The sequence below is a fragment of the Agrococcus sp. DT81.2 genome, assembly GCF_049844935.1.
In the GTDB taxonomy this organism is placed as follows: domain Bacteria; phylum Actinomycetota; class Actinomycetes; order Actinomycetales; family Microbacteriaceae; genus Agrococcus.
In genome coordinates, this window is the sequence record NZ_JBNCLZ010000004.1 from 360,150 (window position 1) to 372,952 (window position 12,803).

At 71.7% G+C, this 12,803-nt stretch carries 15 protein-coding genes; 4 read left to right on the top strand and 11 right to left on the bottom strand.

The window, feature by feature from the left end; genetic code table 11:
• Window positions 1-74: 74 nt before the first annotated feature.
• The 3 genes from ACLQ21_RS10380 to ACLQ21_RS10390 form a co-directional block, all read right to left on the bottom strand.
• Entirely contained in the window at window positions 75-722 is a 648-nt protein-coding gene (locus ACLQ21_RS10380; protein WP_425663409.1) for an ArsR/SmtB family transcription factor, read from the bottom strand.
• A 2-nt stretch (window positions 723-724) separates the two neighbouring features.
• On the bottom strand, window positions 725-856 hold the full coding sequence (locus tag ACLQ21_RS10385) for a hypothetical protein (protein WP_425663411.1): 132 nt from the start codon (window positions 854-856) through the stop codon (window positions 725-727).
• Between the two features lie 186 nt (window positions 857-1,042).
• Window positions 1,043-2,101, bottom strand: a complete 1,059-nt coding sequence (locus ACLQ21_RS10390; RefSeq protein ID WP_425663413.1) for a 2,3-butanediol dehydrogenase — start codon at window positions 2,099-2,101, stop codon at window positions 1,043-1,045.
• Window positions 2,102-2,218: 117 nt separating this feature from the next.
• Here ACLQ21_RS10390 and ACLQ21_RS10395 point away from each other — a divergent pair, with 117 nt between their 5' ends.
• Both ACLQ21_RS10395 and ACLQ21_RS10400 read left to right on the top strand, forming a co-directional pair.
• Window positions 2,219-2,662: an ArsR/SmtB family transcription factor gene (locus ACLQ21_RS10395; protein ID WP_425663414.1), complete on the top strand. Its 444-nt coding sequence runs from the start codon at window positions 2,219-2,221 to the stop codon at window positions 2,660-2,662.
• Window position 2,663: 1 nt separating this feature from the next.
• On the top strand, window positions 2,664-3,314 hold the full coding sequence (locus tag ACLQ21_RS10400) for an SRPBCC family protein (protein WP_425663415.1): 651 nt from the start codon (window positions 2,664-2,666) through the stop codon (window positions 3,312-3,314).
• Window positions 3,315-3,404: 90 nt separating this feature from the next.
• Here ACLQ21_RS10400 and ACLQ21_RS10405 read toward each other — a convergent pair whose 3' ends face one another.
• From ACLQ21_RS10405 to ACLQ21_RS10420, 4 genes are all read right to left on the bottom strand, one after another.
• A complete protein-coding gene (locus ACLQ21_RS10405; RefSeq protein ID WP_425663416.1) occupies window positions 3,405-4,931 on the bottom strand; it encodes an SPFH domain-containing protein in 1,527 nt (508 codons plus the stop codon).
• 112 nt (window positions 4,932-5,043) lie between these two features.
• On the bottom strand, window positions 5,044-5,199 hold the full coding sequence (locus tag ACLQ21_RS10410; protein WP_425663417.1) for a hypothetical protein: 156 nt from the start codon (window positions 5,197-5,199) through the stop codon (window positions 5,044-5,046).
• Between the two features lie 68 nt (window positions 5,200-5,267).
• The gene (locus ACLQ21_RS10415; RefSeq protein WP_425663418.1) at window positions 5,268-6,260 is read right to left on the bottom strand and encodes an NAD(P)H-quinone oxidoreductase; all 993 of its coding nucleotides are present in this window, start codon (window positions 6,258-6,260) and stop codon (window positions 5,268-5,270) included.
• Between the two features lie 48 nt (window positions 6,261-6,308).
• A complete protein-coding gene (locus ACLQ21_RS10420; protein WP_425663419.1) occupies window positions 6,309-6,857 on the bottom strand; it encodes an isochorismatase family protein in 549 nt (182 codons plus the stop codon).
• Between the two features lie 117 nt (window positions 6,858-6,974).
• On the opposite strand from ACLQ21_RS10420, the gene ACLQ21_RS10425 reads away from it, so the two are divergent.
• Window positions 6,975-7,418 carry a cupin domain-containing protein gene (locus ACLQ21_RS10425; protein WP_425663420.1) on the top strand — a complete coding sequence of 148 codons (444 nt, stop codon included), beginning with the start codon at window positions 6,975-6,977 and terminating at the stop codon, window positions 7,416-7,418.
• On the opposite strand, the gene ACLQ21_RS10430 is transcribed toward ACLQ21_RS10425, so the two are convergent.
• Window positions 7,339-7,755, bottom strand: coding sequence for a VanZ family protein (locus tag ACLQ21_RS10430; RefSeq protein WP_425663421.1), 417 nt, complete (start codon window positions 7,753-7,755; stop codon window positions 7,339-7,341). The two genes, ACLQ21_RS10425 and ACLQ21_RS10430, sit on opposite strands and share 80 nt — an antisense overlap.
• Window positions 7,756-7,835: 80 nt before the next feature.
• Here ACLQ21_RS10430 and ctlX point away from each other — a divergent pair, with 80 nt between their 5' ends.
• Window positions 7,836-8,867 carry a citrulline utilization hydrolase CtlX gene (gene ctlX / locus ACLQ21_RS10435; protein WP_425663422.1) on the top strand — a complete coding sequence of 344 codons (1,032 nt, stop codon included), beginning with the start codon at window positions 7,836-7,838 and terminating at the stop codon, window positions 8,865-8,867.
• A 46-nt stretch (window positions 8,868-8,913) separates the two neighbouring features.
• Here the strand turns inward: ctlX and ACLQ21_RS10440 are convergent, their stop codons facing one another.
• From ACLQ21_RS10440 to ACLQ21_RS10450, 3 genes are all read right to left on the bottom strand, one after another.
• The gene (locus ACLQ21_RS10440; RefSeq protein ID WP_425663423.1) at window positions 8,914-9,543 is read right to left on the bottom strand and encodes a GntR family transcriptional regulator; all 630 of its coding nucleotides are present in this window, start codon (window positions 9,541-9,543) and stop codon (window positions 8,914-8,916) included.
• 22 nt (window positions 9,544-9,565) lie between these two features.
• A complete protein-coding gene (tcuA, locus tag ACLQ21_RS10445) occupies window positions 9,566-11,056 on the bottom strand; it encodes an FAD-dependent tricarballylate dehydrogenase TcuA (protein WP_425663424.1) in 1,491 nt (496 codons plus the stop codon).
• Between the two features lie 64 nt (window positions 11,057-11,120).
• The gene (locus ACLQ21_RS10450; RefSeq protein WP_425663437.1) at window positions 11,121-12,668 is read right to left on the bottom strand and encodes a tripartite tricarboxylate transporter permease; all 1,548 of its coding nucleotides are present in this window, start codon (window positions 12,666-12,668) and stop codon (window positions 11,121-11,123) included.
• Window positions 12,669-12,803 lie beyond the last annotated feature (135 nt).

The window sequence follows — 12,803 nt, forward strand, 5'->3', positions numbered from 1 at the left end:
CGAGACCCGGCACCTGCCGCTTGCGACGAGCGGCGAGTGACCTTCGGGTCTCGACGAGCGGGAAGAGGCGGGCGTCAGCCCGCTGCGGGCGCCTGACCCGTCGCCGGCTCGTCGAGGTCCGGGTTCAGGGTGGCGAAGAAGTGGGATTTGTGGCTGCCGGCCGGGCGCTGCGACGGGTCGTCGTGGCGACCGCGGAAGCGGTCGGCGATGTGCGCGATCTCGTCGGCGACCTCGGCGAGCTCCTCGGGGGTCGCCCAGAACGTGGAGATGTTGACGGTGACGCCGTTCACCCACTCGGGCAGGCGGCCGTTGCCGTGCGCCTGCAGGAAGCGGATCATGCGGTCGGCCTCGTGCTGCACGTACAGCGCGCCGATCGTGCTCGAGGAGCGCACCGACTCGATGTCATCCGGGTCGGGACGGAGGTCGCGGCTGCGGTGCGCCGACTTCCAGGGCTTCGACGTGCCCTTGGCCTCGGCTCGGACGATGAATCCGGCCTTCTCGAGCGTGCGCAGGTGGAAGGAGCAGTTCGAGGGGCTCTCGCCGACGCGCTCGGCGATCTGCGTCGCCGTCGCCTCCTCGAGCTCGTCGATGACGGCGAGGATCTCGACGCGCAGGGGGTGCGCGAGCGCCCGCAGCACTGCGGGGTCACTGCTGCGCAGCGCCGGGGCCGACTCCTCGTCGACGGGCCCTGCGCCGCCCTCGGCGTCGCGCTCCTCGGTCATGCTCAGATCAAACCACGCTGCATGCTGAGCTCGGCGCGAACGCGGTCGTAGTAGCGCTCGCTCGCCTCGCGCTCGACACGAGCGCGGTTGCGCTCGTCGGCGGAGCGGCTGGGGATGCGGTCCTTGCGTCCCATGGGGTGCCTCCTCGATCTGTCTGCGGAGCGGGTGCTCCGCCGATGTTCGAAAGGCTACCTTCGAAACAACCGCTTCGCAACAGTTCTTTCGAAGCGAATGCTTCGGCGTGTCGCGCCGTGACTCGAGCCGGGCCCCAGGAACGAGCAGGGGCCCCGCGCTCGGCGAGGCCCCTGCTCCGACGATGCCTACATCGAGACGAGGATCTTCACCTCGTGGTCCTTGTTCGTGATGAGCTGCTGGAAGCCCTGCTCGACGATGTCGTCGACCTTGATGCGGCCGGTGATGAACGGCGCGAGGTCGACCTTGCCGCTGCGCGCGAGCTCGATGGCCTCGGCGTGGTCGTTGGCATAGCCGATCGACGCGCCCAGCACGCGGTCCTGCATCGTGAGCTGCGCCGTGATGTTCAGCTCGACGGGCTTCACGTGGATCGCGACGACCTCGAGGCGACCGCCGGCGCCGAGCACCGACAGCAGCTGGTCGACGACGACCGCGACGCCGGCCGCGTCGAACGCGACGTCTGCCCCTGCGCCGCCCGTGCGCTCGGCGACCACAGCGGCGAGGTCCTCGCTCGCGGGGTCCACCACGACATCCGCGACGCCGGTCGAGGCGGCCTTCTCGCGGCGGGCCGTCGACATCTCGCTCACGATCACCGTGAGCCCCTTGGCCTTGAGCACCGCCGCGACGAGCAGACCGATGGGGCCGGCGCCACCGACGACCGCGGTGCCCGACTCGACGCCGGCGTGCTTGACCGCGTGCAGCGCGACCGCGAGCGGCTCGATGAGCGCGGCCTGATCGAGCGGCAGGTCGCCGACCGGGTGCACCCAGCGCGACTCGACGACGATGTGCTCGCTGAGACCGCCGCCGAGGCCAGAGATGCCGATGAAGCCCATCTGCTCGCACAGGTTGTACTTGCCCGCCTTGCACGCGGGGCAGGTGCCGTCGACCATGAGCGGCTCGACGACGACCGAGTCGCCGACCTCCAGGCCCTCGACGCCCTCGCCGACCTCCTCGACGACACCCGAGAACTCGTGGCCCATCACGACGGGCAGCGTCTCGCCCGAGAGCGGGTGCGGGGTCTCGGTCGAAGGAGCGGGAGGCATGGGACCGTCGTGGAACAGGTGCAGGTCGCTGCCGCAGATCCCGTTGAACGCCGGGGCGATCTTGACGGTGCCCGGGCGCACGCCGGGCTCCTGGATCTCCTCGATGCGGATGTCTTCCTTGCCGTAGAACATGGTTGCCTTCATGGCGCACTCCCTTTCGTTCGTGTATCGCCATCCTACCGTTCGAATTTGAAGCAGACCAGAGCGGCCGCTGGTCGTATTGGTCTTGACTTATATAAGACGCGATGCAACCATCACCGTATGCACGCACTCGATGTCCTCGGCGATCCCGTCCGGCGACGCATCCTCGAGCTGCTCGCCGAGGGCGAGGTGAGCGCGGGAGCGATCGCGGCCGTCATCGGCGACGAGTTCGGCATCAGCCAGCCGGCGGTGAGCCAGCAGCTGCGCGTGCTGCGCGAGCAGGGATTCGCGGTCGTCCGTCCACAGGGCCAGCGGCGCCTGTATGCGGTCGACCCGAACGGCCCGCGCGAGGCTCGCGAGTGGCTCTCGGCCTTCGACGGCTTCTGGATGCCGAAGCTCGCGGCGCTCGACACCGAGCTCGCGCGCGGCCGCCGGCAGCGTCGGCTGGCGGCGGAGGCGACGGATCCCGCCGCTCCCGACACGGAGCCGGCCGACGCATCCGGCGACGAGCACGACCCCGGTGCGGGCGACCGCCCGACCGGACCCCCGACGAAGGAGACCTGAGATGGTGGATGTGCTGGCCCAGCTGGGCGCCGTGACGCGCGAGGTGCGCGTCGACGAGATCGACGGCATCGAGTCGCATGTGCAGTCGCTCTCGCAGTCCTACCCCTCCCCCATCGACGACGTGTGGGATGCAGTGACGAACGCCGAGCGCATCCCGCGCTGGTTCATGCCCGTGTCGGGCGAGCTGCGGCTCGGCGGCCGGTACCAGCTCGAGGGCAACGCCGGCGGCGAGGTGCTGGAGTGCGAGCCACCGGCGGGCGACACCGCGCGCTACCGCGTGACGTGGGAGTTCGGCGGCGGCGTGACCTGGCTGACGGTGCGGCTCACGACGGAGGGCGACGGCACCCGATTCGAGCTCGAGCACGTCGCGCATGCGGCGGATGTGCCGGCCGAGATGTGGGAGACGTTCGGCCCGGGCGCGACGGGCGTGGGCTGGGATGGCGGGGTCATGGGCCTCGCGCTGCACCTGCGCTCGCCCGAGACGGCCATGAAGCCGTCGGAGGCGGAGGCATGGGCCGGCACCGACGAGGGTCGCTCGTTCTACCGCGGCGCAGCGGATGCGTGGGCGGCAGCGTCGGTCGCGGAGGGCGCCGACCCGGCGGCCGCGAAGCGCCAGGCCGACGCGACGTACGGCTTCTACACGGGCACCTGAGCGCGAGACGAGGCGCGGCCACGAGCCGAGGCGAGATCTGCCTCTGCTCGTGACCGCTGCCTGGCTATCGCCTCACGGCGTGACGCGGCGTCAGTCCTGCACCGTGTCGACCAGCACCGGGCTCGACTGGCCCTGCCGGGCCATCGCGCTGCCCGCGGCGTTGCCCTGCGCGGTCGCGTTCACGATCGCCTGCAGGTCGATGCCCGTCGCATCCTTCATCATCTGCGTCATCGACGCCATGTTGCCGACCATGTCGCTCGTGAGCTTGCCGGTGCCATCGGCGGAGACAACGGTGATCTGGCTCGACGCGTAGGCCTTGCCGAACGCCTCCGCCACCTGCGGGAGCACCTTGAGCAGCTCCTGCGCGAGCACGACCTGCGCGTTCTCGGTCAGCGCCTTCGCGCGCGCCTCGATCGCCTCGCCCTCGGCGATGCCTCGGGCGCCGATCGCCTCGGCCTCGGCGCGGCCGCGCGCGGCGGTGGCCACGGCCTCGGCCTCGCCCTCGACCTTCGCGGCCTCGGCGGCGGCGATGCGCGCGGTGCGCTGCGCGTTGCCTCGGGATTCGGTGACCGCGGCATCGGCGATGCCCTCGGCCTTCGCCGCCTCGGCGCGCGCCTCGCGGGACGCCCGCTCCGCGTTCGCCTCCACCTGCTTCGCCTTCGCGTTCGCCTCGGCGGTGACCTGGATGCGGTACGACTCGGCGTCCGCGACCTTGCGGACGTCGGCGTTCAGCTGCTGCTCGCGGAGCTCGGCCTGCCGCTGCGCCGTGATCTCCTCCTGCGCCACGATCGCCTGCCGCTGCACGGCATCCTCGAGGGGCTTCGCAGCTGCGGCCTGCGCGACGGCCTTGTCGGTCTCGGCGCGCACCGCGGCCTCCTGGAGCTGCAGCACGCGGTTCGCCTCGAGGATCTGCTTCTTGGCCTCGATCGACGCCTGCTCAGCGGCCTTCTGCGCCTCGGTGTTCGCGATGGCGGCGGCGCGCTGGACGGCCGCCGATTCTGGCACGCCGAGGTTCGAGATGTAGTTCTGGTTGTCGTTGATCTCCTGGATCTGGAGCGTGTCGACGACCAGGCCCTGCTTGGTGAGGGCGTCCTCAGCGGCCTGCAGCACCGCATCCGCCAGGGCCTTGCGGTCGTGGATGATGTCGAGCACCGTCAGCTGGCCGATGATGCCGCGCAGCGAGCCCGACAGCACCTCCTGGGTCGACGACTCGATCTCCTCCTGCTGCGACAGGAAGCGCTGCGCCGCGTTGCGGATCATCTCCTCCGTGCCGCCGACCTTGATGACCGCGACCGCCTGCGCGTGGATCGTGATGCCGTTCTTCGTCTGCGCCGTGGTGTTGAACAGCAGCCGCCGCGAGCGCAGCGAGAGCTTGAACGACTTCTGCACGAAGGGCATGACGAAGACGCCGCCGCCGGTGACGACCTTCTGGCCGGAGAGGTCGGTGAACGAGTGGCCGGATGCGTCGACCGTCGTCTTGCCCTTCCGGCCCGTGACGATGATCGCCTCGTCCGGTTCAGCGATGCGGTACCGGCGCACGGCGCCGGTGACGATCACGACGACCGCGACGATGGCGATCGCGACGAGGATGAAGAGCGGAGTGAAGAGATCGGGCACGGCGGCTCCTGAGCTGCGAGGGTGGTAGCCGTAGGCTACGGCGTCTCGCGCAAAGTTGCCGAGTGCGTCTCAACTTTGTCGCTGACTCGCTCGATCTGGAGGCAGGTGCCGATCAGATGATCCAGGCCGTCGCTGCGACGCGCGAGTAGAGGTCGCGATGCTCGGCGAGCAGCCGCTGCCGCTCCAGGTCCTCGATGCTGACCGTGTGCCGCTCCTGCCAGCTCAGCCCGTCTGCTGCGCGCCGTGTGCCGCGCTGTCGGAATGCCATGATCGCTCCCTGCTCGTCGTCGAACGGTTCGCGACCATCCGAGCACGGGCCACCCACACGCTCTTCGCTCACCGCACCAGCAGGATCTTGCCGCCGGGCGCCTCGCCGCCGGTCATCATCGCGTGCGCCTCATTCGCGTGCTGCAGCCGCAGCTTCGCGCCGATCACCGGCGCGACGAGGCCCTCCTCGATGAGGGGCCAGACGGCCGCGCGCACCTGCTCGATCACCTCGGCCTTGCTGCCGCGCCCGTGCCGGGGCCTGGCCCGCAGCGTCATCGCGCGCAGCGTCGCGCGCCGCTGCATCAGGCGCAGCAGGTCGACGCGCGCCTCCCTGCCGCCCTGCGTGGCGATCACGGTCATCGTCCCGTCGGGCGCGAGCGCGGCGAGGTTGCGGTCGAAGTAGTCGGCGCCCACGACGTCGATGATGAGCTCGGCGCCGTGCCCCTCGGTGGCCGCGTGCACGGCGGCGACGAAGTCCTCCGAGCGGTAGTCGACCGCCACCTCGGCCCCGAGCATCTGCACGAGCTGGTGGTGTCGCTCGCTCGCCGTCGCCGCCACACGGTAGCCGCGTGCTGTCAGCACCTGCACCGCCATCGTGCCGATGCCACCGCTGCCGCCGTGCACGAGCGCCATGCTCGCCATCGTCGCCGGAGGCGTGTCGCGGATGCCGGCCCACACCGTGCACACCGCCTCTGGCAGGGCGGCCGCCGCCTCGACGTCGACCCCGCGCGGCACCGGCAGCAGCTGCCCCGCCGGCACCGCGACCTGCTCTGCGTAGCCGCCGCCGCCCAGCAGCGCGCACACCTCGTCGCCGACCGCCCAGCCCTCGACGCCGTCGCCGATGTGCACGATCGTGCCCGAGCACTCGAGCCCGATGATCTCCGGCTCCCCGAGCGGCGGCGGGTAGTGGCCCGCGGCCTGCATCACGTCGGCCCGATTGACGGCGGTCGCGACGACGTCGACGACCACCTCGCCGTGCCCGGCGACCGGGTCGGCCGCATCCGTCCATTCCAGCGGAGCCCCCGGCTCCTGCTGCAGCATCGCCTTCACCGTCGCTCCCATCGTGGTCGGTCCTTCCACCCTAGGAGCCCGCCCGCGGAGCGCGCTGGGTCAGTCCGCGAGCACCTCGTCGATCGTCGTGATCGTCGCGAAGCGTCCCGAGAGCGCCGCGGCCGTGCGCGCGATCACGTCGGCGGCGGGCAGCGTGCCGGAGCCGTCGTGCAGCGCGAGCGGATGCGTCGCAGTTGCGTCGAGCACGACCTCGACGTCGTAGCCGAGGTCGCTGCCGACGCGCGCGGTGGTCTCGACGCACTGCTCGGTGCGGATGCCCGCGAGCCGCAGGGTGCGGACGCCCGCCTGCACCAGCCGCCGCTCGAGGTCGGTGGTCGTGAACGCGTTGTGGCTCGACTTCGTGATCACCGCCTCGCCGGCGCGCGGCTCGAGTCCTTCCTGCAACCGCACGAGCCCGTTCTCGGGATCGAAGGGTCCGCCGGAGCCCGGCTCGGCGTGCAGCACCCACACGACCGCGTCGCCCGCCGCGCGCGCGTGCTCGACGAGCCGAGCGGCGTCGGCCGCGATGCCGGGGTTCGAGATGGACGCCCACGAGGGCTGGTCGCGGAAGGAGTCCTGCACGTCGATGACGAGGAGCGCGGTGGTCATGGCCTCAGTCTGCGGGGGCGATCATGCGGCGCCCAGCCCGGAACCGGCCACGTTTGCGCAAGATGGCGCCACGCTGCGGCGTCGTAGCCTCGACCGTGACGGATGCGGAGGTCAGCCATGACGGATGCGGTGAGCGGGCGCGCGGGCACGGCAGGCGACGAGGCGGCGGGCGACGCCCGCGGCGCCAGCGGCGAGCGGCCGGCGCGGCCGCGCATCCTCGCCGACACGGGCGCGCTCGGCGCGGCCGTCGGCACCCCGGACGAGCGCGGCGCCGTCTGGCGGCTCGACGACGCCGAGCGGCACCTGGATGCGAACGTCATCGCGCTGCCACCCGGCGAGCGGATCGACGACCACGTCGGGCCGGAGGAGGACGTGCTGCTGCACGTGATCGCCGGCTCGGGGGCGCTGCGCTCCGGCGACGAGGAGCTCCCGCTGACGGTGGGCACCATCGTGTGGCTCCCGCGGCGGTCGCGACGCGAGATCACGGCCGGCGCCGACGGCCTCCGCTACCTCTCGGTGCACCGTCGGAAGCCGGGCCTGCGGGTCGGCCGCCGGCCCTGAGCAGCAGCGCAGAACCGATCGCGAGCCCGACGGCGACGCCGACGATGTCGGCCGCCGCATCCCACGGGTCGCCCGCGCGCGCGGGCAGCAGGAAGTGCTGCACGAGCTCCGACACGACGGCGTGCGCGATCAGCAGCGGTGCCAGCACCACCGGCCGGAGCCCCGCGAGCATGCCGAGGAGCGCCGGCGCGAGGAACACGCCCGCGTGCACCACCTTGTCGAGGCCCCGGGTCCCTCCGCCCTGCGGCGGGTTCGGCCAGTAGAGCGCGAGCAGCTGCGCGATGACGGCGAGCGCGAAGAGCGTGCCCCATACGCGCCGGTCCCGCAGCCACCTCATGCGTCGATCGTCGCACCTCCGCGGCGGATCGTTGCGCCGACGCCCGACGCTTGCGCGCCCTCGGCGCTAGATTCGCGATCGTGAGCGCCGTCGCCCCGTCTGCCGTCATCCTGATCCGCGCGCTGCGGTTCCAGCCCAACCCCGCGACCGCCGCCGACAACGCCTTCCAGTCCGAGGCGCTCGCGCCGCCCGCGACGATCGCCGCGAGGGCGCTCGCCGAGATGGACGCCGTCGCCGCCGCGCTCCGCGCCACGGGCGTCACGGTGCACGTCTTCGAGGACGAGGACCACACCCGCCCCGACAGTGTCTTCCCGAACAACTGGCTCTCCACGCACGCGGGCGGGGCCGTCGCCGTCTACCCGATGTACGCATCCAACCGCCGCCACGAGCGGCGATGGGACGTGCTCGAGATGCTGAAGTCGAAGTACCGGGTGCAGACGATCATCGACTACTCGGGGCTCGAGCCCGACGGCATCTTCCTCGAGGGCACCGGCGCGATGGTGCTCGACCACGTCTCGCGGGTCGCCTACATGGCGCGCAGCCACCGCGCCGACACGCATGTGCTCGAGCGGTTCTGCACCGACTTCGGCTACGAGCCGATGGTGTTCGACGCGATCGACGCCGACGGCGTGCCGGTCTACCACACCAACGTCATCGCGTGCATCGGCACTGAGGTGGCGCTGTTCGCGCTCGAGATGATCCCGGATGCGCGGCGGCGCCAGGAGGTGCGGGAGCGGCTGAGCGCGTGCGGACGCACCATCATCGAGCTGACAGAGGCGCAGGTGCGGGAGTTCGCCGGCAACGCCGTCGAGCTGTCAGGTCGCTGGCCCGACGGCCGCCGGCGCACGATCATGGCGATGTCTGCGCGGGCGCGGAAGTCGTTGACGCCCGCGCAGGCGGCGGTCATCGAGGAGTCGTGCGAGATCGTCGCGGTCGACATCCCGACGATCGAGCTCGCGGGCGGCTCGGTGCGCTGCATGATCGCGGGCGTGCACCTCGACCCGCGACCGGCGCGCGAGCCGGAGCTCACCGACGCGGTGGGCGCCATCGCGGAGGAGCCGGTGTCGATCGACGGCGTCGAGGCAGCCTCCGAGCTGGCGCTCGTCGACTAGGCCGGCTGGCGCGGCTCGCGGCTCGTGCGCCGCACGTGGAGCGGCGTCAGCCGTTCCCGTCGCCCGCGTACATGCGCATCCGCACCTCGCGGGCGCCCTGCATGTGGTGCTCGGCGATCTCTCGCGCGCGCAGCGCATCGCGGGCATCGATCGCGTCGAGCAGCGCCTCGTGCTCCTCGAGCACGGCGGCCCAGCGCTCGTCACCCTCGAGCGTCGTCGTCGGGTAGCGCACGAGGTGCACGTTCAGCCGGTGCAGCAGATCGATGAGCGTGGGGCTGTGGCTCGCGGCCCAGATCGCCTCGTGGAACTGGCGATTCGCGACGGCCCGCTCGCGGGGCTCGGCACCTGTCGCGGCCATCGTCGCCTGCGCGGCGCGCAGCCGCCGCCGATCGAGCTCGGTCGCCCGCTCCGCCGCCGCGCGCGCGGCCGCACCCTCGAGGGTGATGCGCACGTCGTAGATGTCGATGATCTCCTCGGGGCTCGTCTCGCGCACCTGCACGCCCCGCGGCAGCCGCTCGACGAGCGCCTCGATCTCGAGCCGGTGGAGCGCCTCCCTGATCGGCGTGCGCGACGTGCCGAACTCCGTCGCGAGCCTGTTCTCCGACAAGGTCTCCCCCGGCTTGATGCGCCCGGCGACGATCGCGTCGCGAATCGCGTCGTACACGCTCGTCACCATGGCGCACCTCCGTCTGCTGAATCTAGCGGGCTCCCGCCGTCGCGGCGGCCGCACCGGCACGCCGGCCGAACACCATGCCGGCCGCGAGCCCTGAGCCGCCGGGGTAGTTGCCGGAGAAGAGTCCGCCGAGCATCTCGCCGCAGGCGTAGAGCCCCTCGATCGCGGTGCCGTCCTCGCGGAGCACCCGCCCCTCGAGGTCGCCCTTGACACCGCCGAACGTGAACGTGATGCCGCAGGTGACGGGGTAGGCGTAGAACGGTCCCGTCTCGATCGGGGACGCCCAGTTCGACTTCGGCGGCTCGACCTGCGCCGCGCGGCCGTCCTTGACGGTGGGATCGAACGGCACGTCGCGATCGATGGATGCGTTGAACGCGTCGACCGTCGACGCGAGGGCCGCGGGGTCCACGCCCATCGCTTCCGCCAGCGCCTCGATCGAGTCGGCCTCGTGGACGCCGATGCCGGGCATGTCGTACTCCTCGGTGCGCAGCATCGGCCGGAGCGTCGCGTCGAAGAGCTGCCACGCGATCGAACCCGGCTGCTTGAGGATCTCGCGGCCGTACTTCGCGTAGGTGTAGTTGCGGAAGTCGGCGCCTTCGTCGAGGAAGCGCTGCCCGTCGCGGTTCACGATGATGCCGAGCGGGTAGGACTGGCGCGTGAGCCGGTTCGTCAGCTCGCGGTTCGACTCGTTGTGCTCGGCCCCCGCGTCCCACTGCACCGAGTGGCACGTCGACCAGTCGCCGCCCTTGGCGGCGCCCACCTCGAGGGCCGCGGCGAGCATGTCGCCGACGTTGTAGGGCGTGCCGCGCACCTTCGCGTTGGCCCACCCCTGGCCGAGGTGCTGCTCGCGCCACTCGGGGCTCGACTCGAAGCCGCCCGCCGCCAGGATGACGCTCTCGGCACGCAGCTCGAGCTCAGCGCCGTCGTCGTCGGTGGCGCGCACTCCGACGACCCTGCGGTCCTCGACGATGAGCGACCGCGCCCGGATGCCGTACCGCACCTCGGTGCCCATCCGTTCGGCGACCGCGGTGTGGTCGGCGATCAGGCCCTCGCCACCGCCGACGTTGCCGACGTGCAGCCCACCCCAGAACAGGTAGCTGCCGTCGGCGCGGTCGTACGCCTGGCGCTCGTACATGAGCCGGTACTTCAGGCCCAGGCCGTGCAGCCAGCGCACCGCATCCGCCGTCTCGGTGACCAGCACCTCCGCCATGTCGCGGTCGGTCTTTCCGTCGGTCACCTTGATCAGGTCGGCGAGGTACTCCGCCGACGAGTACGGCGGCACCTCGGTGACCGGGTGGCGCTCGTCGGGCTCGACGATGTCACGCAGGTCGTCGAGGCCCGCGTGGTTCATGCGGGTCGCGCCGGCCGTGTAGAAGCTGTTGCCCCCGGCCATGTCCTGTCGGCCGCGCTCGAGCAGCACGACGCTGCGGCCGCGCTCTGCAGCGGCGTGGGCGGCCGCGAAGCCGGCGTTGCCGCCGCCCACCACGATCACGTCATGGATGGTGGATGTGGTCATCTCGAGTCCTCTCGGGCCTGTCGTCGGATCTATTGTATACAGATGTATGCGAGCGCGTCGAGCCCTATCGGACCGGCACCGCATCGCGCTCGGCCTCGTCCGCCGCCGCGGCGTCGCGCAGCGTCCGCCGACGCCGCCGGCCGACCCCGACGAGGGGCGGCAGCACGAGCAGCAGGAGCACGACGAGCCAGAGCGCGATCGTCAGCGGGCTCGAGAGCAGCACCGACGGGTCGCCCTCCGAGAGCGTCATCGCGCGACGCAGCTGCGCCTCCATGAGCGGGCCGAGGATGAGCCCGACCACCGCCGGCGCGACGGGGATGTCGGCCAGCCGCAGCAGCATGCCGAAGGCTCCGAGCACCACCAGGATCACGACATCCCACACCGAGCCGCCCGCCGCGAAGGCGCCGAGCGCGGCGAAGACCGTGACGGCCGCGTAGATGGCCCAGGTCGGGATCGTGAGCAGCTTCGCCCACACCTTCACGAGCGGCAGGTTCAGCACCAGCAGCATGACGTTGCCGATGTAGAGCGAGGCGATGAGCGCCCAGACCAGGTCGCCCGACTCGGCGAAGAGCGTCGGCCCGGGCTGCAGGCCGTAGGACTGGAACGCGGTGAGGATGATCGCCGCAGTCGCGCTCGTCGGCAGGCCGATGGTGAGCAGCGGCACGAGCACGCCCGCCGCGGCCGCGTTGTTCGCCGCCTCGGGGCCGGCGACGCCCTCGATGGCGCCGTGGCCGAACTCGCCCTTGTGCTTCGTGAGCTTCTTCTCCGCGGCGTAGCTGAGGAAGGTCGGGATCTCGGCGCCGCCGGCTGGCAGCGACCCGATCGGGAAGCCGAGCGCCGTGCCGCGCAGCCACGCGGGCCACGATCGGCGCCACTCCTCGCGGGTCATGCTCGCGCGGCCGCGCACGGGCTGCACGGTCGACTTGCCGGTGCCCGAGAGCACATGCGAGAGCGTCTCGGCGACCGCGAAGAGCCCGACGACGACGAGCACGACGTCGATGCCGTCGAGCAGCCGGTCGCTGCCGAACGTCATGCGCGCCTGGCCCGACTGCACGTCGATGCCGACGAGCCCGATCGTGAGGCCGATGAGCAGGCTCGCCGCGCCCTTCAGGAGGTTCGGGCCGAGCAGCGCGGCGACCGAGACGAACGCGATCGCCATGAGCGCGACGTACTCTGGCGGGCCGAGCGTGACCGCGAACGCCGCCATCGCAGGAGCGACGAGCGTGATGCCGATCGTGCCGATGGTGCCGGCGACGAACGAGCCGATCGCCGCCGTCGCGAGGGCGGATGCCGCCCGGCCGGCGCGCGCCATCTTGTTGCCCTCGAGGGCCGAGACGATCGATGCGGATTCGCCTGGTGTGTTCAGCAGGATCGAGGTCGTCGACCCGCCGTACATGCCGCCGTAGTAGATGCCGGCGAAGAGGATGAGCGCCGACGACGGCTCGAGCCGGAACGTGATGGGCAGCAGCAGGGCGACGGTGAGCGCCGGTCCGATGCCGGGGAGCACGCCGACGGCGGTGCCGATCGTGACGCCGAGCAGCGCCCACAGCAGGTTCTCGGGCGTGAGGGCGGCTTCGAAGCCCTGCAGCAGGAGGGAGAAGGCGGTTTCCAGGGTCTAGTGCAACGCGGTGTCTTCTGTCGGGGTTGAGAGTAGCCGGGCGAGGACTTCTGCTGGGGTCTCGTAGTCGTGGCGTCTGCGGGGTCTGGCGTTGAGCTCGTCGGCGACGTTGTCGAGCAGGCCTGGGCC

Excerpts from the sequence above, each read along its gene's own strand:
- tcuA (WP_425663424.1), bottom strand. The coding sequence starts at position 11,056 with ATGACCACATCCACCATCCATGACGTGATCGTGGTGGGCGGCGGCAAC.
- ACLQ21_RS10415 (WP_425663418.1), bottom strand. The coding sequence starts at position 6,260 with ATGGGAGCGACGGTGAAGGCGATGCTGCAGCAGGAGCCGGGGGCTCCG.
- ACLQ21_RS10390 (WP_425663413.1), bottom strand. The coding sequence starts at position 2,101 with ATGAAGGCAACCATGTTCTACGGCAAGGAAGACATCCGCATCGAGGAG.
- ACLQ21_RS10430 (WP_425663421.1), bottom strand. The coding sequence starts at position 7,755 with ATGAGGTGGCTGCGGGACCGGCGCGTATGGGGCACGCTCTTCGCGCTC.
- ACLQ21_RS10380 (WP_425663409.1), bottom strand. The coding sequence starts at position 722 with ATGACCGAGGAGCGCGACGCCGAGGGCGGCGCAGGGCCCGTCGACGAG.
- ACLQ21_RS10395 (WP_425663414.1), top strand. The coding sequence starts at position 2,219 with ATGCACGCACTCGATGTCCTCGGCGATCCCGTCCGGCGACGCATCCTC.
- ACLQ21_RS10385 (WP_425663411.1), bottom strand. The coding sequence starts at position 856 with ATGGGACGCAAGGACCGCATCCCCAGCCGCTCCGCCGACGAGCGCAAC.
- ACLQ21_RS10425 (WP_425663420.1), top strand. The coding sequence starts at position 6,975 with ATGACGGATGCGGTGAGCGGGCGCGCGGGCACGGCAGGCGACGAGGCG.
- ACLQ21_RS10400 (WP_425663415.1), top strand. The coding sequence starts at position 2,664 with ATGGTGGATGTGCTGGCCCAGCTGGGCGCCGTGACGCGCGAGGTGCGC.
- ACLQ21_RS10410 (WP_425663417.1), bottom strand. The coding sequence starts at position 5,199 with ATGGCATTCCGACAGCGCGGCACACGGCGCGCAGCAGACGGGCTGAGC.
- ACLQ21_RS10440 (WP_425663423.1), bottom strand. The coding sequence starts at position 9,543 with ATGGTGACGAGCGTGTACGACGCGATTCGCGACGCGATCGTCGCCGGG.
- ACLQ21_RS10420 (WP_425663419.1), bottom strand. The coding sequence starts at position 6,857 with ATGACCACCGCGCTCCTCGTCATCGACGTGCAGGACTCCTTCCGCGAC.